20 protein-coding genes and 1 pseudogene are annotated in these 23,890 nt (G+C 60.4%); 10 read left to right on the forward strand and 11 right to left on the reverse strand.

Annotated features, from left to right (window positions below):
• Positions 1-378 precede the first annotated feature (378 nt).
• Both CKW15_RS23255 and CKW15_RS23260 read left to right on the forward strand, forming a co-directional pair.
• Positions 379-1,755, forward strand: coding sequence for an L-serine ammonia-lyase (locus CKW15_RS23255; RefSeq protein ID WP_095057466.1), 1,377 nt, complete (start codon positions 379-381; stop codon positions 1,753-1,755).
• 527 nt (positions 1,756-2,282) lie between these two features.
• On the forward strand, positions 2,283-3,386 hold the full coding sequence (locus tag CKW15_RS23260; RefSeq protein ID WP_095057467.1) for a GlxA family transcriptional regulator: 1,104 nt from the start codon (positions 2,283-2,285) through the stop codon (positions 3,384-3,386).
• Positions 3,387-3,477: 91 nt separating this feature from the next.
• Here CKW15_RS23260 and CKW15_RS23265 read toward each other — a convergent pair whose 3' ends face one another.
• The 6 genes from CKW15_RS23265 to choX all read right to left on the reverse strand — a co-directional run bounded on the left by CKW15_RS23265 (position 3,478) and on the right by choX (position 8,924).
• Complete coding sequence (locus CKW15_RS23265) at positions 3,478-3,744, reverse strand: hypothetical protein (RefSeq protein ID WP_095057468.1); 267 nt, start codon at positions 3,742-3,744, stop codon at positions 3,478-3,480.
• A 390-nt stretch (positions 3,745-4,134) separates the two neighbouring features.
• Positions 4,135-5,298, reverse strand: a complete 1,164-nt coding sequence (locus CKW15_RS23275) for a gamma-butyrobetaine dioxygenase (protein ID WP_095057469.1) — start codon at positions 5,296-5,298, stop codon at positions 4,135-4,137.
• Positions 5,299-5,311: 13 nt separating this feature from the next.
• Entirely contained in the window at positions 5,312-5,788 is a 477-nt protein-coding gene (locus CKW15_RS23280) for a thioesterase family protein (protein WP_095057470.1), read from the reverse strand.
• A 130-nt stretch (positions 5,789-5,918) separates the two neighbouring features.
• Complete coding sequence (locus CKW15_RS23285) at positions 5,919-6,884, reverse strand: L-carnitine dehydrogenase (protein ID WP_095057471.1); 966 nt, start codon at positions 6,882-6,884, stop codon at positions 5,919-5,921.
• A gap of 133 nt (positions 6,885-7,017) precedes the next feature.
• Positions 7,018-7,905, reverse strand: coding sequence for a 3-keto-5-aminohexanoate cleavage protein (locus CKW15_RS23290; RefSeq protein WP_053163105.1), 888 nt, complete (start codon positions 7,903-7,905; stop codon positions 7,018-7,020).
• A gap of 74 nt (positions 7,906-7,979) precedes the next feature.
• The gene (choX, locus tag CKW15_RS23295) at positions 7,980-8,924 is read right to left on the reverse strand and encodes a choline ABC transporter substrate-binding protein (RefSeq protein ID WP_095057472.1); all 945 of its coding nucleotides are present in this window, start codon (positions 8,922-8,924) and stop codon (positions 7,980-7,982) included.
• A 223-nt stretch (positions 8,925-9,147) separates the two neighbouring features.
• Here choX and CKW15_RS23300 point away from each other — a divergent pair, with 223 nt between their 5' ends.
• Positions 9,148-10,092: a GlxA family transcriptional regulator gene (locus tag CKW15_RS23300; protein WP_095057473.1), complete on the forward strand. Its 945-nt coding sequence runs from the start codon at positions 9,148-9,150 to the stop codon at positions 10,090-10,092.
• A 108-nt stretch (positions 10,093-10,200) separates the two neighbouring features.
• Here CKW15_RS23300 and CKW15_RS23305 read toward each other — a convergent pair whose 3' ends face one another.
• From CKW15_RS23305 to CKW15_RS23315, 3 genes and pseudogenes are all read right to left on the reverse strand, one after another.
• Positions 10,201-10,617 carry a DUF3010 family protein gene (locus tag CKW15_RS23305; RefSeq protein ID WP_095057474.1) on the reverse strand — a complete coding sequence of 139 codons (417 nt, stop codon included), beginning with the start codon at positions 10,615-10,617 and terminating at the stop codon, positions 10,201-10,203.
• Positions 10,618-10,650: 33 nt separating this feature from the next.
• A pseudogene (locus CKW15_RS23310) lies at positions 10,651-10,872 on the reverse strand (helix-turn-helix domain-containing protein); the annotation flags it as partial.
• Between the two features lie 18 nt (positions 10,873-10,890).
• The gene (locus CKW15_RS23315) at positions 10,891-11,292 is read right to left on the reverse strand and encodes a lysozyme inhibitor LprI family protein (protein WP_095057476.1); all 402 of its coding nucleotides are present in this window, start codon (positions 11,290-11,292) and stop codon (positions 10,891-10,893) included.
• A gap of 224 nt (positions 11,293-11,516) precedes the next feature.
• On the opposite strand from CKW15_RS23315, the gene CKW15_RS23325 reads away from it, so the two are divergent.
• The 6 genes from CKW15_RS23325 (at position 11,517) to CKW15_RS23350 (ending at position 19,273) form a co-directional block, all read left to right on the forward strand.
• Positions 11,517-12,494: a dipeptidase gene (locus CKW15_RS23325; protein ID WP_095057478.1), complete on the forward strand. Its 978-nt coding sequence runs from the start codon at positions 11,517-11,519 to the stop codon at positions 12,492-12,494.
• A gap of 78 nt (positions 12,495-12,572) precedes the next feature.
• The gene (locus CKW15_RS23330; RefSeq protein WP_008033249.1) at positions 12,573-13,103 is read left to right on the forward strand and encodes a DUF5943 domain-containing protein; all 531 of its coding nucleotides are present in this window, start codon (positions 12,573-12,575) and stop codon (positions 13,101-13,103) included.
• Between the two features lie 15 nt (positions 13,104-13,118).
• Entirely contained in the window at positions 13,119-15,179 is a 2,061-nt protein-coding gene (gene dgcA, locus CKW15_RS23335; protein ID WP_095057479.1) for a dimethylglycine demethylation protein DgcA, read from the forward strand.
• 138 nt (positions 15,180-15,317) lie between these two features.
• A complete protein-coding gene (gene dgcB, locus CKW15_RS23340; RefSeq protein WP_095152732.1) occupies positions 15,318-17,267 on the forward strand; it encodes a dimethylglycine demethylation protein DgcB in 1,950 nt (649 codons plus the stop codon).
• The gene (locus tag CKW15_RS23345) at positions 17,267-18,487 is read left to right on the forward strand and encodes an electron transfer flavoprotein subunit alpha/FixB family protein (protein ID WP_095057481.1); all 1,221 of its coding nucleotides are present in this window, start codon (positions 17,267-17,269) and stop codon (positions 18,485-18,487) included. Before dgcB ends, CKW15_RS23345 begins: the two co-directional genes overlap by 1 nt.
• Positions 18,488-18,502: 15 nt before the next feature.
• The gene (locus CKW15_RS23350) at positions 18,503-19,273 is read left to right on the forward strand and encodes an electron transfer flavoprotein subunit beta (protein ID WP_095057482.1); all 771 of its coding nucleotides are present in this window, start codon (positions 18,503-18,505) and stop codon (positions 19,271-19,273) included.
• A 911-nt stretch (positions 19,274-20,184) separates the two neighbouring features.
• On the opposite strand, the gene gbcA is transcribed toward CKW15_RS23350, so the two are convergent.
• Complete coding sequence (gene gbcA / locus CKW15_RS23355) at positions 20,185-21,480, reverse strand: glycine-betaine demethylase subunit GbcA (protein ID WP_095152733.1); 1,296 nt, start codon at positions 21,478-21,480, stop codon at positions 20,185-20,187.
• Positions 21,481-21,763: 283 nt separating this feature from the next.
• Here gbcA and gbcB point away from each other — a divergent pair, with 283 nt between their 5' ends.
• Positions 21,764-22,864, forward strand: a complete 1,101-nt coding sequence (gbcB, locus tag CKW15_RS23365; protein WP_095057484.1) for a glycine-betaine demethylase subunit GbcB — start codon at positions 21,764-21,766, stop codon at positions 22,862-22,864.
• 129 nt (positions 22,865-22,993) lie between these two features.
• On the opposite strand, the gene CKW15_RS23370 is transcribed toward gbcB, so the two are convergent.
• On the reverse strand, positions 22,994-23,818 hold the full coding sequence (locus CKW15_RS23370) for an NAD(P)-dependent oxidoreductase (protein ID WP_095057485.1): 825 nt from the start codon (positions 23,816-23,818) through the stop codon (positions 22,994-22,996).
• Positions 23,819-23,890 lie beyond the last annotated feature (72 nt).

The following is a 23,890-nucleotide window of genomic DNA, read 5'->3' on the forward strand; positions in this document are numbered from 1 at the left end:
GGTTGCGGTTGGATGGCGTTCTGGAGACAGCTCTACCACGGCGCCTTGCAATCGAGTCGATACGATCATGTACCAGTGAAAATCTGACGCCTACAGGGCGCGTCGTATCCAGTACAGGGATGGTCGCATCCAGTGTCGGTGACGTCGTTTACAGATTTTTTCAGGCTCATTTGGCCGTTCGGATCGCAAAAAAACGGCGAAAACGCGGCGTAAAAGACACACGGCGTTCGTGGGCATGAGTGCGTCGGTTAGAGACGTCGAACAACACGATAAAAGCTTGATGATGCGGCCACCTCGACGGATTGCAGCTTGAGCGTAGCAGCTCCGTCACCGGGCGTTTTTGCGCCTGGAGTTGGTACATCCAGGAGTTCTGCAGTCATGGCAATCAGTGTTTTCGACCTGTTCAAAATCGGCATCGGACCTTCCAGCTCCCACACCGTTGGGCCCATGCGGGCAGCGGCGTTGTTCGTTCAAGGCCTGCGTGATCGAGGACAACTGAAGCAAGTGCGGCGTGTCGAAGTCCAGCTGTTTGGCTCGCTGTCGGCCACCGGCATCGGGCACGGCAGCGACAACGCGGTGATCATGGGCCTGATGGGCGAATGGCCGGACGCGATCGATCCGTCGCAAATCGGCATTCGCATCGCCACGCTGCGCGAAACGAATACCTTGTTGCTCGACGGCCACCTCGAGGTCCCGTTCGTCTGGGGCAGCGACATGCGCCTGATCGACGAAAACCTGCCGTACCACCCCAACGCCATGACCCTGATTGTCGAGGACGAACGCGGTGAGTTTCATCGCGACACCTACTATTCGGTCGGTGGTGGTTTTGTCGTCGATGAGGCGCAGGCTGCAAGCGGCGTCGTCGACCTGGATCGCACGATGTTGCCGTACGATTTTTCCAGCGCGGCCGAGCTGCTGGAACTGTGCAAGAAGCACAACCTGCGGGTGGCCGAATTAATGATGGCCAACGAGAAAGTCTGGCGCAGCGAGGAGGAAATCCGCAGCGGCCTGATGACGCTCTGGCGTGCCATGCAGGATTGCGTCGAGCAAGGTCTCAAGCACGAAGGCATCCTGCCCGGTGGCCTCAACGTGCGGCGCCGCGCGGCAAAACTGCATCGCAGTTTGCAGGAGCTGAACAAGCCCAACGTCATCGGTTCGACCTTGAGTGCGATGGAGTGGGTCAACCTGTTCGCCCTGGCGGTCAACGAAGAAAACGCGGCCGGCGGGCGCATGGTCACGGCGCCGACCAATGGTGCGGCGGGGATCATTCCGGCGGTGTTGCACTACTTTATGAAGTTCAGCGAAGCGGTGACCGACGCCAACGTCGTGGATTACCTGCTCGGGGCGGCGGCGGTCGGGATTCTGTGCAAGAAGAACGCTTCGATCTCCGGTGCCGAAGTGGGTTGCCAGGGCGAAGTCGGTTCGGCCTGCGCGATGGCAGCAGCGGGGCTGGCGGAAATCCTCGGCGCCACGCCGGAGCAACTGTGCAACGCGGCGGAAATCGGCCTGGAACACAACCTCGGCCTGACGTGCGACCCAGTGGGTGGCCTGGTGCAGGTGCCGTGCATCGAGCGCAACGCAATTGCGGCGGTGAAGGCGATCAACGCGGCGCAAATGGCTCTGCGGGGTGATGGGCAGCACTTCATTTCGCTGGATCGGGTGATTCGCACGATGCGCGATACCGGCGCCGATATGCATGACAAATATAAGGAGACATCGCGGGGTGGCCTGGCGGTCAGCGCGGTGGAGTGTTGAGTGTAGGAGCCGGCTTGCTGGCGATTCAGACGACGCGGTGAGTCAGTCAATCCGCGTTATCGTTTATCGCCAGCAAGCCGGCTCCTACAGACGAGGCTTTACCAGTCAAAACTGCGCGCTAAGTGAACACCCGATTTAAACCGCGCCACCTTTTGGCGCGTCGCTAACAGATAACTCGCTTCACCGATGGTCGGCTCCTATTCAGAGGCTCGACCACTCGTCACCCGTGCCTGTGGTGACACTCTTTCGCGGCGGCTCTGAGCCCAGTTCCCACAAGTGCTACCGAATTGCTCACAGCTCGTGGGGCGGGGCGCTTGCCAGCCTTGATGGCCATTTAAATCCCCCTTTCCTGTGTGTCATGTATAGACACATTCCGACGTCGTTTTCAGGAGTTATTGAACGCACATTCAAAAATAGGCACGGCAATTGCTCTGTCATTACAAAGCCCGTCTCCCACGCGAGAACGATGGCAATAACAAGAGCCTCCGCCTGAGGCCATCACCTGCTTTGTGTGAGGAGATACCGCGATGACGTCGTTCAACTCCGGGGCCCAACCCCAGAACCGTGCGCCTCAATCCATCGGCTTTCTGCTGCTGGACAATTTCACGCTGATTTCTCTGGCCTCCGCGGTAGAACCGCTGCGCATGGCCAACCAGTTGTCCGGCCGCGAGCTGTATCGCTGGACGACCCTCACCGTTGATGGCGGTCAGGTCTGGGCCAGTGACGGCCTGCAAATCACCCCCGACGCCTCCATGCACAAAGCCCCGCCAATGGACACCATCATCGTTTGCGGTGGCATCGGCATCCAGCGCACTGTCACCCGGGAACACGTGTCATGGCTGCAAAGCCAGGCGCGTCAGTCCCGTCGTCTGGGCGCGGTCTGCACCGGCAGCTGGGCCCTGGCCTGCGCCGGTCTGCTGGATGGTTTCGATTGCAGCGTGCACTGGGAATGCCTGGCGGCGATGCAGGAAGCTTTCCCGCGTGTGGTGATGAGCACCCGTCTGTTCACTCTCGACCGAAACCGTTTCACCAGTTCCGGCGGCACCGCACCGCTGGACATGATGTTGCACCTGATCAGCCGCGATCACGGCCGTGAACTGTCGGCCGCGATTTCCGAGATGTTTGTCTACGAGCGTATCCGTAACGAGCAGGACCACCAGCGTGTGCCGCTCAAGCATATGCTCGGCACCAACCAGCCGAAGCTGCAGGAAATCGTTGCGCTGATGGAAGCCAACCTCGAAGAGCCGATCGATCTGGACGAACTGGCGGTGTATGTCGCGGTGTCGCGTCGACAGCTCGAACGGCTGTTCCAGAAATACCTGCACTGCTCGCCGTCGCGTTACTACCTCAAGTTGCGTTTGATTCGCGCTCGGCAGTTGCTCAAGCAAACGCCGATGTCGATCATCGAAGTGGCGTCGGTGTGCGGGTTTGTGTCCACGCCGCACTTCTCCAAGTGCTACCGCGAATACTTTGGCATTCCGCCGCGTGACGAGCGCGTAGGTTCCAATACCACGCAGCAAGTGGCGATGATGCCGCTGCCGCAAGCGCTGGTACTGTCGCCGTTGTCCGGGCCGTTGTCGGCGCTGAGCCAGGCGCGTAATGAGTCGACGTTTGCCAGCGTAAGGCTCTAGACCGAGGGTCCATTAAAAGATCGCAGCCTCCGGAGCTCCTGTAGGAGCTGCCGAAGGCTGCGATCTTTTGATCTTTTGATCTTTTGATCTTTTATCGGCTGGTGTGGCTCTGCTGATACTCCGCCAATGCCGGCAATAACTGCTTGTCGATGGCCTGGCGCACTGCCGGCAAAATTGTCGCGCTGCTGGTGTACATCTGCTTGACCATTGTGCGCAGCACGGTGGCCCGTTCGTTGTTCAAACCTCGTACCGCACACTCACAAGCCTGCTCGGCTGTGGATCCGCTGGGTACCTGAAAGCCCAATGACTTGAGCTGCCCCAACAGGTCTTCCTGGTCTATCAAATCGGCGTACATCATGACGCAATCCTTCTTCAGGGAACGGTGTCGTGAATCGATTCTGGTGGGGGTGCGGGGTGTCGGCAAGGGCGATTTGTCGCAATGCCTCAATTGGTTATGAACATGTCGTTTTCGGCTAACCTGGCGGCGAGAGGAGTGGGCACACTGGACCCAGCTTGCTTGACGACGGTTTGGTCACCATCGCACGGCAGCTCCTCAACAGTACCCTCTGCCTCGATCCTGTCACGGCTTGATCGGGGCTTTTTTTGTCTGTGAATCCGGGAAATGTGCGGTGTCTGGACTGGCGCTATCGCGGGCAAGCCACGCACACAGGATCGGGGTTACCACAAATTGGGTGAACGACGCCAAACCTGTGGGAGCTGGCCTGCCAGCGATGAACGATGACGCGGTTTATCGTTGCAACACCAGAATCCGCGACAACAACTCATCCCGGTCGACATAGCACCCCTGGAAATGCCGCGCCCCGCTGGCAGGGTCAAACGCGTTGCGCGCGTGCAAGGTGCGGCGGTTGTCGAAGCACCAGAGTTCGCCCGGGTTGAGCCGCTGCATCAACCTGAACCGGGGCTCGCGTGTCATCGCGATGAAGCGACGATAGGCGCGATAGAGCCTGGGCATCTGCTCCACCGACGCATCGAACGGGCCGCGCAGAAAATTCGCCATGCGGATTTCCGACACCTGCCCCAAGGGATCCAGGGCGATGATCGGTGCGAGGCAGCGGTAGTCGCTGTGGCGGTCCTTGTTGCGGAACTCCACGGGTATTTCACACAGGCTTTTGAAGGCCTCCGGATCCTCGCGGCGCAACGCATCGGCGATGGCAAAACCATCGACAAAAACGCTCTCGCCACCGTCGGCGTCGTTGACCAGACAATGCAAAAACTGCAGCCCCGGTTGCAACTCCCGGGTCGGCAGATCGCTGTGCAATGGCAGGTTGAATGCGGTGTAGGCGTTGCTGTCGGCATCAGCCTTGGATTGCACGTTGAACAGCACGCCAAAATTGCTCTCGCGGATGAAGGAAATCCGTTGGGCGATCAGTTTCAACGAGCCGGGTTCAGTGGGTACGCCGCGGACTTGGGTCAGTCCGATATCACGCACGGCCAGCAGCCATTGCAATAGCGCATCGTTGTCGGTCATCAGCGCCTGATAGTCGAAAACAGGAAGCTGCAAATCGCTGTGCCACAGTCTGGCTTTCGGCTTGCCTTCCCGGCGCTCGGCGCGGGATTCGTCGTCATAGGCATGTGCCCTCAACCAGCCGGGGTCGAAGCGGCTGAGGTGACCGTCCTGCCACTGAACGCACAGGCAACCTTCAGCATCAACGCCGGTTTCGGCGGGCATCAGGTTTTCCGCAACATCGACGATTTCCAGCACCTGTTCGCGGGTCACCGTGTACACGCAATGCGGGCACGGGCAGTTGTCCCGAAGCCATTGATGATGGAAAGGGCTGACGCGATCGTCGGCCCACTTCACCAGCACGCGATCCGCCATGGCTTGCACGCCAGTCAGCGCGCTGATCAACGGATAAGTACGAAAGTCGGCAAACGCAGCGGCGGTATTCATGGCGATCTCCTTGTTATTTTTTTGGGGGCAATGCGATCACTCGGCCGATGTAGGCGGGTGTGGGCAGGTCAGCCTGTTCGGCGACGATGGCTTGCAGCTTGCTCAATGACTGTTCACTGAACGGTGCCGATCTTGGTCCGGCGAGATCGACATGCAGCAGCATTTGCTCGTTGCCCGCCAGCGCCTTGTCATCTCCGACGAGGTGCAGGCTGTGATAGAGGTGCAGGCGTTTGCTGTCGTGGGCGATGATTTGCGTGTGCACTTCGACGTCGGCGTCGAGCTTCACTTCGTGCAGGTAATTGAGGTGCAGTTCGAGGGTGAACAGTGAGTTGCCGCTGGCTTCGCGGCTGTTGCTGTCGAGGCCAAGGCGATCCATCAGGGCGTCGGTGGCGTAGCTGAAAATCAGCAGGTAGAAAGCGTCGCGCAGGTGGCCGTTGTAGTCGACCCAGTCGGGGATGATTCGGGTTTGGTAGGTGGTCAATGCAGGCATGTCATCAAATCCTGAAATCACGAAAACCTGTAGGAGCCGGCTTGCTGGCGATTGCGATGTTCGCAGCGCCGAAGGGTCGGAGGATGCGCCGGCCTCATCGCTGGCAAGCCAGCTCCTACAACGGGTACGGTTATTCGGCAAATGCCATCCCATGCTTCTCTTTGGTGGTCTTCACCGCCTCCAACACCGCGAGCAGGCAGTCATCACGATAGCGTTCCAGCGCCGAAATGCTGTGCTTACCCAGTTGATCGCTGGTGCCATCGACCACATCGTCGATCAGTTTGTCCGTCAGCTCCGGTGCGGGCAGATAGGTCCACGGCAGCTGCAATGCCGGACCGAACTGTGCCATGAAGTGGCGCATGCCTGCGTCGCCGCCGGCCAGAGTGTAGGTCAGGAACGTGCCCATGAACGACCAGCGCAAACCGGCGCCAAAACGGATCGCGTCGTCGATTTCACCCGTGGTTGCCACGCCGTCGTTGACCAGGTGTAAGGCCTCGCGCCACAACGCTTCGAGCAGACGATCGGCGATGAACCCTGGCACTTCCTTGCGCACGTGCAGCGGGCGCATGCCCAGGGATTCGTAGACTTTCATGGCCGCTTGCACCGCTTCAGGTGCGGTGTTTTTACCGCCGACCACTTCAACCAGCGGCAGCAGGTAAACCGGGTTGAACGGGTGGCCGACCACGCAGCGTTCCGGGTGTGTCGAACTCTCGTAGAACTCACTCGGCAACAGGCCCGAAGTGCTGGAGCCGATCAGCGCATTGGGTTTGGCCGCCGCGCTGATTTTGCTGTGCAGTTCCAGTTTCAGTTCAAGGCGTTCCGGGGCGCTTTCCTGAATGAAGTCTGCGTCGCGAACGCACTCTTCGATGGTGGCGACGAAGCGCAAGCGATCCTGTGAGGCTCCGGGTGCCAGGCCTTGTTTCTCCAGCGCGCCCCAGGCATTGGCGACACGTTTGCGCAGCGCCGCTTCGGCACCGGGCGCCGGGTCCCAGGCCACCACATCCAGGCCATGGGCGAGGGCGCGGGACACCCAGCCGCTGCCGATGACACCACTGCCCAGCGCGGCGAAGGTTTTGATTTCGGTGATGAAGGTCATGGTCATTTCCTGAAAATTTCGGTGTTCGATGTAGGAGCCGGCTTGCTGGCGAAGACGGTATTCCCGTCACGGAAAATGTGGCGGATGTACTGGCCTCATCGCCAGCAAGCCGGCTCCTACAGGGGAGTAGGGGTTAGCCGCGTTGGGTCAGGCCCATTTTCTTGCGGCCTTCAGCCGGGGTCAGGACGCGGGCGCCGAGGCGGCTGAGGATTTCGGTGGCGCGCTCGACCAATTGGCCGTTGGTCGCCAACACACCCTTGTCCAGCCACAGGTTGTCTTCCAGACCGACCCGCACGTTGCCGCCCAGCAGCACCGCTTGCGCCGCCATCGGCATCTGCATGCGACCGATGCCGAAACCCGCCCACACCGCATCGGCGGGCAAGTTGTCGACCATGGCTTTCATGGTGGTGGTGTCCGCCGGCGCGCCCCACGGAATGCCCAGGCACAGCTGAAACAGCGGGTTGTCGAGCAGGCCTTCCTTGATCATCTGTTTGGCGAACCACAGGTGACCGGTGTCGAAGATTTCCAGCTCGGCTTTTACGCCCAGCTCTTGAATGCGTTTGGCGCCAGCCCGCAGTTGCGCCGGGGTGGACACGTAAATGGTGTCGCCATCGCCGAAGTTCAGGGTGCCGCAGTCGAGGGTGCAGATTTCCGGCAGCAGTTCTTCGACGTGGGCCAAGCGGGTGAGCGGGCCGACCAGGTCGGTGTTCGGACCGAATTCCATCGGGTTCTCGCCAGCACCGATTTCCAGGTCGCCGCCCATGCCGGCGGTCAGGTTGACGATGATGTCCACGTCCGCCTCGCGGATACGCTCCATCACTTCGCGGTACAGCGCCACATCACGACTGAACTTGCCGGTTTGCGGGTCGCGAACGTGGCAGTGCACCACGGTGGCGCCGGCCTTCGCGGCTTCCACGGCAGCGGCGGCGATCTGTTTCGGGGTGACCGGCACATGTGGGCTTCTGGCGGTCGTGTCGCCAGCACCGGTGAGTGCGCAGGTGATGATGACGTCGTGGTTCATTTGGCGGTTTCCTTCAGGCGTGTGGGGCCCGTTCGCAGCCCGGTCGGGCTGCGAATCGGTGATTCAATCAGGGTTTATTTGCTGGTCAGTTTCAGGTTTTCCGCAGCCGGTTTGCCGTCGAAGGTGGTGACGCCTTCGAGCCAGCGTTGCTTGTCCTGCGGGTGATCCTTGAGCCATTGCCTGGCCGACTCGAAGGCGTCCTTGTGATCGAGCAGCGGCTGCATCATCCGGCTCTCGTCTTCGGCGGTGTAGGTCAGGTTGCTCAGCAGGCGGCCGATGTTCGGGCACTGCTCGGCGTACTTCGGCGCGGTGACGGTCCAGACCGTGGCCATGCCTTCGTTCGGGCCGAGGGCGTCTTCACTGCCGGTGAGGTACGTCATTTGCACGTTGACGTTCATCGGGTGCGGTGCCCAGCCGAAGAACACCACGGCTTCGTTGCGGCGCACGGCGCGGTCCACGGCGGCGAGCATGCCGGCTTCGCTGGATTCGACCAGCTGGAATTTGCCGAGGCCGAACTGGTTCTTCGCGATCATTGCCTTGATCTGGGTATTGGCGCCCGAGCCAGGTTCGATACCGTAGATCTTGCCGCCCAGTTCTTTTTCGAACTTGGCGATATCGGCGAAGGTTTTCAGGCCCTTGTCGGCAAGGTAGGTCGGTACGGCGAGGGTGGCGCGGGCGTCTTTGAGGCTTGGGGCTTCAAGCACCTTGACCTGGTTGGCGTCGACGAACGGGGTGATGGTCTGGGTCATCAGCGGGTTCCAGTAACCCAGGAACAGGTCCAGACGCTGGTCGCGGATCCCGGCGAAGATGATTTGCTGGGAGGCGCTGGTTTGTTTGGTGTTATAGCCGAGGCCATCGAGCAATACCTGGGTCATCGCGCTGGTCGCGATCACGTCGGTCCAGTTCACTACACCCATGCGCACGTTCTGGCACGCGGCGGGTTCGGCGGCCATGACACTGGCGCTCAGAAAAGCGGTACCACTGAGTGCAAGAACACAGCTGCTGATCAGTCGTTTCATTCTCAGGTTCCTCGGCAGTTCGTTTATTGTGAGTTCCGGTGTCTGATGCGCCGGTGATGACACGTTACGCAGCAAATCAGCCGTGAAAGCGCACTGCGGCGACCAGCACTTGCACTGCGGCGACCTACGCTCTTGAATGCCGCGGGCAAGTGGCGTATCAACATCCCTACTGCCCGCCCTCTTGTTACCTGGCCTCTTGTTACCTGCTAAGCGAGTGCGCTCCATGTCCCAGGATTTCTACTTCTTGTTGATGCCGGGCTTCTCGGCCATTGGCTTTATTTCGGCCATCGAGCCGCTGCGGGTCGCCAATCGCTTTCGCGGCGAGCTCTATCGCTGGCATGTGTTGAGTGCAGACGGCGGCGCGGTGCTGGCCAGTAACGGGATGTCGGTCAACGCCGATGCGGCGCTGGAGCCGTTGAAGAAAGGGGCGACGCTGCTGGTGGTCGCCGGGTTCGAACCGCTGAAGTTCGCGACCCCGGCGCTGGAGCATTGGCTGCGGCGGCTGGACAACGAAGGTGTAACCCTCGGCGCCATCGACACCGGCAGCTTCATCCTCGCCGAGGCGGGTCTGCTCGACGGGCATCGCCTGACCCTGCACTGGGAAGCCATCGACGCGTTCAAGGAATCTTATCCGCAGCTCAGCGTCACCCAGGAGCTGTTCGAAATCGACCGTCGGCGCATCACCTCTGCCGGTGGTACCGCTTCCATCGATTTGATGTTGGATTTGATCGCCCAGGCCCACGGTGCGGAACTGGCGATCCAGGTCAGTGAACAGTTCGTGCTCGGCCGTATTCGCCCGCGCAAGGACCACCAGCGCATGGAAGTCGCCACACGTTATGGCATCAGAAACAAGAAACTGGTGCAGGTGATCGGCGAGATGGAGCAGCACAGCGAACCGCCGCTGAGTACGCTGGAATTGGCGGAATCGATCAAGGTGACGCGGCGACAGCTGGAGCGATTGTTTCGGTTGCACCTGAACGACACACCGAGCAATTTCTACCTGCGGTTACGCCTGGAAAAGGCGCGGCAGTTGCTGCGTCAGACCGACATGAGTGTGCTGGAAGTGAGCATTGCCTGTGGCTTTGAATCGCCGTCGTATTTCACCCGCAGTTATCGGGCGAAGTATGAGCGCTGTCCACGGGAAGATCGGCGTACCGCAAAAGCATGATCAATTGAGAGCCCTGTAGGAGCTGGCTTGCCAGCGATGGCATTCTCAAGATCACCACGATGCCCATGGCCTCATCGCCAGCAAGCCGGCTCCTACAGGGCGGTGTTTTTACTTTTTCATCAGTGCAGAGCAGGCTGCTTTGTAAGCCTCATGCTGATACTTGTTCAGCGTCCCCGGCAGCTCGAAGTTGTGCTTTTTGGCCTGGGCATTGATCGTCTGCGGCGACAGCAACGTCACCTCACAATTTTCCAGCAACTGGAAAACCCCTTCGATCTTGAACGTCGTCGGCCCGCCCGCGAACTCGCCTTTCTTGCTGCGCTTCTTGATCACAATACGATCAACGGAGTTCTCACGCACAAACGACGCAACCTGAGCCGCAAACACTTTGACGTTGGCGGCCTCGTCGTCATCGTCCAGGGCAATTTTCTTGGTGTTGAGGGCGACGTGACTCAGGGCCGTACCGTCGAGGGATGCTACGGCGATGATCGCTTCGCTGCCTTTGATTTCGATGCCGCAGACTTTCATGTCGAATCCTTTTACTGGCTGATGGCGTGCAGCTTACAGCTCAAGTTGACTGGCGGTGATGCCAAACGCCGCGGCGATTTTTTCGCGTGTGGCTTTGCGGGGCTTGGCGACTGTTTCCTGTTGGGCGAAGGCCGGTTGAGAAATGCCCATGCGTTTGGCTACTTCATCTTGGGTAAGGTTCAAGTGTTCTCGCCAGGCGCGTACCGGTAGAGCTCCGTCAACAATGCGGCTGACAACTTCGTGAGGGATCATCATGTTTTCCATCCTTTGTATTTACTCCTGCCCAATCGACTCCAAAAACTCCGACCGCTCGTCACTCATTCGCGCCACGCAATCGTTCTGCGCAATGGTGAATGCTTTGCTGCCGGCCGTGGCGGGAAAGGCTTCTACGGCGCAATCGGCATCGCGGGTTTTCAGCCATTGGGCCTGGGCGGTCTTGATCCTGGCGGTGATGTCGGTCAGTTGCGACGGGTTCTTGCCGTAGAGCGACTGCATGCGCTCGTTCAGGCTTTTGAGGTTTTCGCTCAGCAGGTCTTCGGCGGTGGTTTTGCTGAAGACCGAGCATTCCAGGGTCTGGATGTCGTTTTCGACTTTGTCGCAGGGGTTGTCGTCGGACTCCTCCGCTGCGTGTACGCCGGTCGCAATCAGTGCCAAAGCCAGGAAGATGGATTTCATTGAGGTCGCCGCTCTATTCCAGTGATGCGACGAATTCTGGCTCAAGCGGACGGCCTTGAACAGGTCGCGGATTGTGCCTGGCGACGCCCCTTTGTCGCGGATTGACGCTTTCGGCAATTCCCCTGTCGTTTTTGCACCCGGCTGCCCCGGTGCGCAGGCATATGCTGGCCCCAAAGCGCCGGCAGACGATTCGGCGCATGAATCGCTAATAAGGGGACAGCCTGATGAGCCCAGCCGAATTGCACGCCGACAGCATCGTTATCGACGGGCTGATTATCGCCAAGTGGAACCGTGAACTGTTCGAAGACATGCGCAAGGGCGGTTTGACGGCGGCCAACTGCACCGTTTCGGTGTGGGAGGGCTTTCAGGCCACCGTCAATAACATCGCCGCCAGCCAGAAACTGATCCGCGAGAACGGCGACCTGGTGATGCCGGTGCGCACCACCGCCGACATCCGCAAGGCCAAGGAACTGGGCAAGACCGGCATCCTCTTCGGCTTCCAGAATGCCCACGCCTATGAAGACCAGATCGGCTATGTCGAGGTGTTCAAGCAGCTGGGCGTCGGCATTGTGCAGATGTGCTACAACACCCAGAACCTGGTCGGCACCGGTTGCTACGAACGTGATGGCGGCCTGTCGGGTTTCGGTCGCGAAATCGTCGCCGAGATGAACCGGGTTGGCGTCATGTGCGACCTGTCCCACGTCGGCTCCAAGACCTCCGAAGAAGTCATCCTCGAATCGAAAAAACCGGTCTGCTATTCCCACTGCCTGCCGTCGGGGCTCAAAGAGCACCCGCGCAACAAGTCCGATGAAGAGCTGAAGTTCATTGCCGACCACGGCGGTTTTGTCGGCGTGACCATGTTCGCGCCATTCCTGGCCAAAGGCATCGATTCGACCATCGACGATTACGCCGAGGCCATCGAGTACGTGATGAACATCGTTGGCGAAGACGCCATCGGCATCGGCACCGATTTCACCCAGGGCCATGGCCAGGACTTCTTCGAATACCTGACCCACGACAAGGGCTACGCCCGCCGCCTGACCAGCTTCGGCAAGATCATCAACCCACTGGGCATCCGCACCGTGGGCGAGTTCCCGAACCTTACCGAGACTTTGCTCAAGCGTGGCCACCCTGAGCGCGTGGTGCGCAAGATCATGGGCGAGAACTGGGTCAATGTCCTCAAGGACGTCTGGGGCGAGTAAGCCGCCGCACTTCTGAATCCTTTCCTGCGGCCGTCCGCGCCGCAGGCAACACAACGAATTTTCTGGAGTTAAGTTTCCATGGCCAAGATCGCCCCGCAATTGCCAATCGAAGTCGACAGCGAAACCGGTGTCTGGACCTCCGATGCCCTGCCGATGCTGTACGTGCCGCGCCATTTTTTCGTCAACAATCACATGGGCATCGAGGAAGTGCTGGGCGCCGACGCCTATGCCGAAATCCTCTACAAGGCCGGCTACAAATCCGCCTGGCACTGGTGTGAAAAAGAAGCCGAATGCCATGGCCTGGAAGGCGTCGCGGTGTTCGAGCACTACATGAAGCGCTTGTCGCAACGCGGCTGGGGCTTGTTCAAGATCCAGGACATCGACCTCGACAAAGGCACCGCCAGCGTCAAGCTCGAACACTCGGCGTTCGTCTACGTGTACGGCAAGGTCGGGCGCAAGGTCGACTATATGTTCACTGGCTGGTTTGCCGGTGCGATGGATCAGATTCTCCAGGCCCGTGGCAGCAAGATTCGCACCGTCGCCGAGCAAGTCTACGGTGGCTCCGAAGAAGGCCACGACGACGGCTTGTTCACCGTCAAGCCGTTGTAAGTCGAGGAACCCGCCATGGCTTTCGAAGCAATGTTCCAGCCGATCCAGATCGGCAAACTGACCATCCGTAACCGCGTGCTCAGCACCGCGCACGCCGAGGTCTATGCGACCGACGGCGGCATGACCACCGACCGGTACGTCAAGTATTACGAAGAGAAGGCCAAGGGCGGGATCGGCCTGGCGATCTGCGGCGGTTCGTCCGTGGTGGCGATCGACAGCCCGCAGGAGTGGTGGAGTTCGGTGAACCTGTCCACCGACCGCATCATCCCGCACTTCCAGAATCTGGCCGACGCCATGCACAAGCACGGCGCCAAGATCATGATCCAGATTACCCACATGGGCCGTCGCTCGCGTTGGGACGGCTTCAACTGGCCAACCCTGATGTCGCCCTCGGGCGTGCGTGAGCCGGTGCACCGTGCCACCTGCAAGACCATCGAGCCGGAAGAAATCTGGCGGGTGATCGGCAACTACGCGCAAGCGGCACGCCGCGCCAAGGCCGGTGGCCTGGACGGTGTGGAATTGTCAGCCGTGCACCAGCACATGATCGACCAGTTCTGGAGCCCGCGAGTCAACAAGCGTACCGACGAATGGGGCGGCACCTTCGAAGGCCGCATGAAGTTCGGCCTGGAAGTCTTGAAAGCGGTGCGCGCCGAGGTCGGTGACGATTTCTGCGTGGGCATGCGTATCTGCGGCGACGAGTTTCACCCGGATGGTTTGTCCCACGAGGACATGAAGCAGATCGCCAAGTATTACGACGACACCGGCATGCTCGATTTCCTCGGCGTCGTGGGTTCGGGTTGCGACACCCACAACACCCTGGCCAACGTTATCCCCAACATGAGTTATCCACCGGAGCCGTTCCTGCACCTGGCCGCCGGTATCAAGGAAGTGGTCAAGGTCCCGGTGCTGCACGCGCAGAACATCAAGGATCCGAACCAGGCGACCCGTATTCTGGAGGGCGGTTACGTCGACATGGTCGGCATGACCCGCGCCCACATCGCCGACCCGCACCTGATCGCCAAGATCAAGATGGGGCAGATCGACCAGATCAAACAATGCGTCGGGGCCAACTACTGCATCGACCGTCAGTATCAAGGTCTGGACGTGCTGTGCATCCAGAACGCCGCGACGTCCCGTGAATACATGGGCCTGCCGCACATCATCGAAAAAACCACCGGCGTGAAGCGCAAGGTTGTGGTAGTTGGCGCCGGTCCTGCGGGTATGGAAGCCGCTCGCGTTGCTGCCGAACGCGGCCACGACGTGACCCTGTTCGAGAAAAAAGAATTCATCGGCGGGCAGATCACCACCGCTTCGAAAGCGCCGCAACGGGACCAGATCGCCGGTATCACCCGCTGGTATCAACTGGAACTGGCACGCCTGAAAGTCGACCTGCGCCTGGGCACAGCGGCGGATGCGCCGACCATCATGGACCTGCGTCCAGACGTGGTAGTGCTGGCGGTTGGCGGTCATCCGTTCATCGAGCAGAACGAACACTGGGGCGCGGCTGAAGGTTTGGTGGTCAGCAGCTGGGACGTGCTCGACGGCAAAGTCGCGCCGGGCAAGAACGTGTTGGTCTACGACACCATTTGCGAATTCACCGGTATGTCGACTGCCGACTTCATCGCGGACAAGGGCAGCCAGGTCGAGATCGTCACCGACGACATCAAGCCGGGCGTGGCCATTGGCGGTACGTCGTTCCCGACCTACTACCGCAGCATGTACCCGAAAGAAGTGATCATGACCGGCGACATGATGCTGGAGAAGGTCTACCGCGAAGGCGACAAGTTGGTGGCGGTGCTGGAGAACGAATACACCGGCGCCAAAGAGGAGCGGGTCGTCGATCAGGTGGTCATCGAAAACGGCGTGCGTCCGGACGAAGAAATCTACTACGCGTTGAAGGAAGGCTCGCGCAACAAAGGCCAGATCGACGTCGAGGCGTTGTTCGCGATCAAACCGCAACCGTGTCTGGAACAGAGTGGTGACGGTTACCTGCTGTTCCGCATCGGCGACTGCGTGGCCCAGCGCAACGTGCATGCGGCGATCTACGACGCGCTGCGGCTGTGCAAGGATTTCTAAGCCGGCCACCTGTAGGAGCCGGCTTGCTGGCGATGAACGATAACGCGGTCTGCCTGATTCACCGCGTCGTCTGAATCGCCAGCAAGCCGGCTCCTACAAGATCGATGCATGACTCCGTGGTTTGTGGGAGCTTCACCTATGTTGAACACCCTTCTTCCAATCCTGTTGTTCGCAGCCCTGGCCCTTGGCGTCCTCGGCGCGTTGCGGCGGGTGGCCATGTGGCGCCGGGGCCGGGCCTCGAAGGTCGACCTGATCGGCGGCCTGTTCGCCATGCCCAAGCGTTACATGGTCGATTTGCATCACGTGGTGGCGCGGGACAAGTACATCGCCAACACCCACGTCGCTACGGCGGGCGGTGCGGTGGCGTCCATCGTGCTGGCAATTCTGGTGCACGGTTTCGGCCTGCATAACCGCATCCTCGGCTACGCGTTGCTGCTGATGACGGCGGTGATGTTCGTCGGCGCGATCTTTGTTTACCTGCGTCGCCGCAACCCTCCATCGCGTCTGTCGAAAGGCCTGTGGATGCGCCTACCGAAAAGCCTGCTGGCGTTCTCGGCCTCCTTCTTCCTGTTGACCTTGCCGGTGGCCGGGATCCTACCGGAAAACTTCGGTGGCTGGCTGGTGGCTGCGATTCTCGGGGTTGGCGTGTTGTGGGGCGTTTCGGAACTGTTCTTCGGCATGACCTGGGGCGGGCCGATGAAGCACGCCTTCGCCGGTGCGCTGCACCTGGCCTGGCACCGTCGCGCCGAACGCTTTGGTGGTGGTCGTTCCACCGGTTTGAAACCGCTGGACCTGAACGACCCGACCGCGCCACTGGGCGTGGAAAAACCCAAGGATTTCACCTGGAACCAGTTGCTCGGTTTCGACGCCTGCGTGCAGTGCGGTAAATGCGAAGCAGCATGCCCGGCCTTCGCGGCCGGCCAACCGCTGAACCCGAAAAAACTGATTCAAGACATGGTCGTCGGCCTGGCTGGCGGCACCGACGCGAAGTTCGCCGGCAGTCCGTATCCGGGCAAGGCCATTGGCGAGCATTCAGGGAGCCCGCATCAACCGATCGTCAACGGTCTGGTGGACGCCGAGACCTTGTGGTCGTGCACGACCTGCCGCGCTTGCGTCGAGGAATGCCCGATGATGATCGAGCACGTCGATGCCATCGTCGACATGCGCCGCCATCTGACCCTGGAAAAAGGCGCGACACCGAACAAGGGCGCCGAGGTCCTGGAAAACCTGATCGCCACCGACAATCCGGGCGGTTTTGCGCCGGGCGGGCGGATGAACTGGGCGGCGGACTTGAACCTCAATCTGCTGAGCGAGAAGAAATCCACTGACGTGTTGTTCTGGGTTGGCGACGGCGCCTTCGACATGCGCAACCAACGCACCTTGCGTGCGTTCGTCAAAGTGCTCAAGGCGGCGAAAATCGACTTCGCCGTGCTCGGCCTCGAAGAGCGCGACAGCGGTGACGTGGCCCGGCGCCTGGGCGACGAAGCAACCTTCCAGCTATTGGCCAAACGCAACATCCAGACCCTGGCCAAGTACAGCTTCAATCGCATCGTCACCTGCGATCCGCACAGCTTCCACGTGCTGAAAAACGAGTACGGCGCCTTCGATGGCAACTACCTGGTGCAGCACCACAGCACCTACATGGCAGAAATCATCCAGGCCGGCGCGCTGAACCTCGGCCAGCACAAAGGCGACAGCGTGACCTATCACGACCCGTGCTACCTCGGCCGCTACAACGGCGAGTACGAGGCACCGCGTCAGGTGTTGCGCGCCCTCGGGATCGAAGTCAAAGAGATGCAACGTTCCGGTTTCCGTTCGCGCTGCTGCGGCGGCGGCGGCGGGGCGCCGATCACTGATATTCCGGGCAAGCAACGGATTCCCGACATGCGCATGGAAGACATCCGCGAGACCGGCGCCGAACTGGTGGCGGTGGGTTGTCCACAATGCACGGCGATGCTCGAAGGTGTGGTCGAGCCCCGCCCGCTGATCAAGGACATCGCCGAGCTGGTGGCCGACGCGTTGCTCGAAGATGCCGCGCCGAGCAAACCGGCTGCACCAGCCCAACGTGAACCTGCGGAGGTGCATTGATGAGCGACATTATCCGCCGCGACCCGCGTGCCGAATGGATCGCCCGTAACCGTCTGCATCCGCTGCACGCGGCCATGCAACCGGCGCAACACAGCTGGATGGGACCCAACGGCGTCATCCGCAAGAACCCGCATGGGATGGGTTTCATCGGACCCAACGGCATCAAACGGATCGACCGAAGTGGCGAACAACAGGGTGGCGCCACCAAGCGCACCGCCGCCGTTGAGGTGCAATTGCCGCTGCATCAAGTGCCAGCACCGGCGTTCTACATCTGCGTGGTGCCGGACATGGTCGGCGGCCGCTTGAGCAGCCACGACCGCGATCTGTTGGGCCTGGCTCATCAACTGGCCGGCAGCGACGGCGCGGTACTGGCCGTGGTGTTCGGCGAGCACAAGGAGACCACGTTTGGCACCGCAGGCGTCGATCGCTTGCTGGTGCTGGATGGCGAAGAATTCAGCGGTTATGCACCGGAACAGCGAGTCCAGGGCCTGCGGGCTGTGGATAACCAGTTCAGCCCGCGTCACTGGTTGCTGCCGGACAGCCGCAGCGGTGGCGGTGAATTGGGTCGGCGCTTTGCTGCGGCTTTGGGTCAACGCCCGGCCACGCGGGTCTGGCAGGTCAAGGATCAGGCGTGCATCGGCCGCGCTGGTGCGGGTTTGCAAGACCTGGCCCGTCCGCTTGCACGCCTGATTCTGGCGGCCGTCGAATGCGCCGAGCCGGTCAGCGAAACCCGTCACGAAGCCTTGCCGGTGGAGTTATCCACAACCGTCGCGCGCAGTCTGTCGCGCATCGAGGATCTGGGCGCGGTAGCGGTAGACCCGGCAGCGATTCCCATGGCCGAAGCCGAGTTCATTTTCTCCGGCGGTAACGGGGTCAAGGATTGGCAGTTGTTCCACCAGACCGCAGCCGCGCTGGGCGCCACCGAAGGCGCGTCCCGCGTGGCGGTGGACGATGGCTTCATGGCCCGCGACCGTCAGGTCGGCGCATCCGGCACTTGGGTCACCGCACGGGTCTACGTGGCGGTTGGGATCTCCGGGGCGATCCAGCACCTGCAAGGCATCGGTGCCTGCGACAAGGTGGTGGCCATCAACCTCGACCCCGGCTGCGACATGATCAAACGGGCCGACCTGTCGGTGATCGGCGAGAGCGCCGAGATTCTTCAAGCCTTGATCGAGGCGGTAGAGGCCTACCGCAACGACGCCAAGCGCGATGCGGCTTAAGGGAAGGAAAGGGTTATGAGCACGAAAATCATCAGCCTGGTTTCCATCGGCGCCCACCCGACGTCCGGTCGGCCACGGCGCGCGGAGCAGGATGCGCGGGCGGTGGAACTGGGCCTGCAACTGGCTGGGGATAACCTGCAAGTGCTGCATGCCGGCGACATCGCTGAACCTGCGCTGCGTGCCTATCTGGGCATGGGCCTTGAACAACTTCACGTACTTGAACAACCGGAAGGCGCCGATGCGCTGCCAGCGCTGACCGACTATTTGCGCGACGCGGGCGCTCAAGTGGTGCTGACCGGCAGCCAGGCGGAAACCGGTGAAGGTTCGGGGATGTTGCCGTTCCTGCTGGCCGAAAGCCTCGGCTGGCCGCTGGTGGTGGGACTGGCGCAGGTCGAGTCCATCGATGGCGGTTCGGCGCTGGTGCTGCAAGCCTTGCCCCGTGGCCAGCGGCGTCGATTGAAAGTGCGACTGCCGTTTCTGGCGACTGTGGATAACACCGCGCCCAAGCCTCGGCAAAGTGCTTACGGCCCGGCTCGACGCGGCGTGCTGCAAGCACAGGACGTCGAGGTCATCGATGATGAATTGCTGGCGGTTGCCACCTTGCAACCGGCCAAACCTCGGCCGAAACGCTTGAAAGTAATCAAGGCCAAAAGCGGTGCCGACCGGATGAAAGCCGCAACGGCGAAAGCCAGTGGCGGAGGGGGACAAGTGCTCAAAGGCGTTACGGCGCAAGCTGGCGCTGAAGCCATTCTCAAGCTGCTGATTGAAGAAGGCGTGGTTCGCTAACGCTTTGTGTAGGAGCAGCCTGCGGCAGCTCCTGTGTAACGGATAACCTGCCAGGTTATCCCTCACCCAATGATTCGTGTCATCGGTGACGCCTATCTTATGCACAGCCCTTGAGCGTCTTCGAGGGTTCATGCCTCAATAAAATCCAAACGTTGATGTTTACCCACAATCCCTGTTGGTGGTTCTGTGGATAACGTGTTCGCCCTTCGCTACACCCCATACAAATCAAGCCGTACGAGGCGTCGTTCAAAAAACAACCAGCCTTGTTGGTGTTTTTTCCAAGCTTTTTCAAGGGGATAAGTGCTGACGTTGATGCAGACTTGCCCCCAATCTCTGTTGGCGCTTCTGTGGATAAGATGTTTGCTTAACGCTGAAGCCCTTGTAAAACGCGGCGTTCAAGCGTTTGATCAATAAATGATCGAAACCTCATTTTGAATCGTCAATCAACGCCCGGAAGCCGAAAAACCGCGGCTTTCAGCGGTTTTCCACAGCATCGAGTAAGTTGCCCCCAAAGTCTGTTGGCCTTTCTGTGGATAAGGTGTTTGCCATACGCCACAGGCCACGGTTTACGTGGCCTGCAAAGAGTTGTTCAAAATATGATCAGTCGCCACTGAAAACCCTGGTTCTGAATAAGTCACGGATTTTCTTTGGTTTTTGTGGAGAAAGTTTTCAGAGTGTCCACACTTGTCCCCATTTGCTGTGGGTGGAGGTGTGGATAACTTGTTTGCGGAAGGCTGAGAGGCGCGGGCCGTATAGCGCGGAAGGGAATAGATCATATTTCGTACAGTTCTAAACGCCTGTAGGAGCAAGCTTGCTCGCGATGGACGTCAACGATAACGCTGGCAACCTGACACCCCGCGGCGTTCTCAGGTCCATCGCGAGCAGGCTCGCTCCTACAGGGGGCAGTGGAATCAGCCTTGGACGGGCACACCTTTGAGATACGGCGCAGGCTCGGCCCCCAGGTTGCTCAGCAGGCGTTCGCTGTACCAGTCCACAAAGTTCACCACACCGAACTCATAAGTCTTGGAGTAAGGCCCCGGCTGGTAGGCGGTGGAGTTGATCCCGCGCTGGTTCTCTTCGGCCAGGCGACGGTCCTGGTCGTTGGTGGCGTCCCAGACCTGGCGCATGCGGTCCACGTCATAATCCACGCCCTCGACCGCGTCCTTGTGCACGATCCACTTGGTGGTGACCATGGTTTCCTGGGCCCTGATCGGCCACACGGTGAACACGATGATGTGGTCGCCCATGCAGTGGTTCCAGGAGTGCGGCAGGTGCAGGATGCGCATCGAGCCCAGGTCCGGGTTCTTGATGCGGCCCATGAGTTTGGCGCAGCCCTGCTTGCCGTCCAGGGTCATCGACACGGTGCCCTTGAGCAGCGGCATGCGCACGATGCGGTTACGCAGGCCGAAGCTCGCGTGGGCGTATGGGATCTTCTCGGCGTCCCAGGCCGCGGCGGAGGCGGCGACGTGGTCCTTGAAGGCCTGGTCGGCGCGTGGATCGGTGACGTCGTCCCATTCCAGCAGGGTTTTCAGCAGTTCCGGGTGCGACGCGTTGCAGTGGTAGCACTCGCGGTTGTTTTCCAGTACCAGTTTCCAGTTGGCCTTTTCCATCAAGGTGGTGGTGATCGCCACCTTGGTGTTCTCCATGTCGTACGGTTCCATGTAATGGCTGAGCGTCGACAGGAAGTCATCGATGGCCGGCGGGTTCTCCGCCAGGCTGATGAAGATGTAGCCGCCGGCGGTTTTCACGTTCACCGGTTTGAGGCCGTACTGCTTCATGTCGAAGTCGGCGCCCATTTCGGTGCCGGCGAACAGCAGGCGGCCGTCGAGTTCGTAGGTCCACTGGTGGTAGTGGCAGACCAGTTTGGCGACCTTGCCCTTTTCGCTGGTGCACAGGCGCGAACCACGGTGGCGGCAGACGTTATGGAACGCATGCACCACACCCTCGGCGCCACGGATCACGATGATCGGGTTCTTGCCGACCTGCAGGGTCAGGTAGTTGCCCTTGGTAGGGATTTCGCAGGTCATGCCGGCGATCAACCACTCTTTCTGAAAGATTTCCTGCATGTCGATATCAAACAGGCGCTCGTCAGAGTAGAACGGCTGCGGCAGCGAGAACGTGCGCTCGCGCTCTTGCAGCATCTGCGCGGTGGCCTTGCGTGCGGGTTCCAGCGGATCGCCCAGGCTCAGGGTAGTAGTGACGTCCATCGATTCAGTCCTCATGGCCATTCTGTGTGGCCGGCGAAATGTGGCTACGGTTGTGCGACGCAAGACAAAAAACAGCAGTTCTCTGTTGAAGCGAGTGTGGGGCCGGCGCAGGCCAGAACCTTATCCATGGGCGACATGATGCAATCTGTTCCCGACGCGCAACCCCCGGTCGTTGGGGGCTGGTCGCGATAAGCATGTCAATGTCGCAGATAGGTAAACGGCTGGTTCGCGCTATACGCAGAATCGCCAACATGAAGGCCGACAGTCGGCCGTGGAGATCAGCATGTCCAACACCTTCCTGAACCCGGTAACCACCCAGACCTGGGCCAATGGTCGACACATCGTCCGTTGCGTCAAAGTCATCCAGGAAACCTGGGACGTGCGCACCTTCTGCTTCATGGCCGACCAGCCGATCATGTTCTTTTTCAAGCCGGGGCAATTCGTCACCCTGGAGCTGGAAATCGAAGGCGAGCCGATCATGCGCTCGTACACCATTTCCAGCTCGCCGTCGGTACCCTACAGCTTTTCGGTGACCATCAAGCGTGTGCCCGGCGGTCGGGTTTCCAACTGGTTGCACGATACCCTGCACGAAGGCCAGGAGCTGGCGGTACACGGCCCGGTCGGGCTGTTCAATGCCATGGATTTCCCGAGCCCGAAAGTGCTGTACCTCAGCGGCGGCGTCGGGATCACGCCGTGCATGTCCATGGCACGCTGGTTCTATGACACCAACGCCAACGTCGACATGACGTTTATCCACAGCGCCCGCTCACCGAAGGACATCATCTATCACCGCGAGCTGGAACACATGGCGTCGCGGATCGACAACTTCAGCCTACACCTGATTTGCGAGAAGCACGGCCTGGGCGAGCCTTGGGCCGGTTATCGCGGTTACCTGAACCACAAGATGCTGGAACTGATGGTTCCGGACTTCCTCGAGCGGGAAGTGTTCTGCTGCGGCCCGACGCCGTACATGCACGCGGTCAAGCGCCTGCTGGAAAACGCTGGCTACGACATGAAGCGTTACCACGAGGAGTCCTTCGGTGCGACACCACCGGAGGCTCGTGCCGATGCAGTGGAGCAAGCCGAACAAGCGGCCGATGCGCCGGAAGTCGATGCGGCTGATTTGCATCAGGTGGAGTTCACCGCGTCCGGCAAGAGCATTCGCGTGGTGCCGGGCGAGACCGTGCATGCGGCGGCGGCCAAGGTCGGTCTATTGATCCCGAAAGCTTGCGGCATGGGGATCTGCGGGACCTGCAAGGTGCTCAAGCTCGGCGGCGAGGTAGAGATGGAGCACAACGGCGGGATCACCGAGGAAGACGAAGCCGAAGGGTACATCCTGTCGTGCTGCAGCGTGCCGAAGGGGGATGTGCGCATCGAGTTCTGACGGTCACGCAATAACCCTTGTGGGAGCGAGCCTGCTCGCGATGAACCTGAGAACGCCGCGGGTTGTCAGGTTGCCAGCGTTATCGTTGACGTCCATCGCGAGCAGGCTCGCTCCTACAGGGGAGGGTGTTTAGTCGACAAACAAGTCTGTCATCAGTTTGTCGCTGCTGTCCGGCGCGAAGCGGTAGTGGTCGAACTCGGTCACACCGCTTTCCCGCAGAATCTCCTCATCGATCAGCAACCGCCCGGTCAGGCTGCGTCCGCTGCTGCTCAGAATGACGTGGGCCGCATCCGCCATGATCGCCGGCGTGCGCGCATGCTTGAACGACTCCCGCGACCCCAGCTGAAACTCGATGGCGGCGGTGGCAATCATCGTCTGTGGCCACAGGGAGTTGACGCTGATCCCGTAGTTCTTGAATTCCTCGCTCATGCCCAGCGTCAGCATGCTCATGCCGTATTTGGTGACGGTGTAGGGGCTGTATTGGGCGAACCATTTGGTCGCGAGGTTCAGCGGCGGGGACAGGTTGAGGATGTGACCGTTGGACTTCTTCAGGTACGGCAGGGCGGCCTGACTGCACAGCAGCACCGCGCGGGTGTTGATCTGGTGCATCAGGTCAAAGCGCTTGAGTTCGAGGTGTTGAACACCGGTCAGTTTGATCGCCCCGGCGTTGTTGATCAGTGCGTCGATGCCGCCAAAGTGTTCGTTGGCCTGGGCCAGCGCTTCGCGCACGGCGTCTTCTTCACGGACGTCCACTTGCAAGGCCAGCGCCTTGCCGCCTGCGGCTTCGACTTCCCGGGCCACGCTGAAAATTGTCCCCGGCAGCTTGGCGTGGGGCTCGGCGCTTTTGGCAGCGATCACGATGTTGGCGCCATCGCGTGCGGCTCGTAGCGCAATCTCGCGGCCGATGCCACGGCTGGCGCCGGTGATGAACAGGGTTTTGCCTTGCAATGACATGCTGACGCTCCTGATTATTGTTATGTGAGCGGGGAGGCTCGACAAACAATGTAGACCATGAGCGCGCATTGC

Source organism: Pseudomonas sp. Irchel s3b5, assembly GCF_900187435.1.
Classification (GTDB): Bacteria; Pseudomonadota; Gammaproteobacteria; order Pseudomonadales; family Pseudomonadaceae; genus Aquipseudomonas.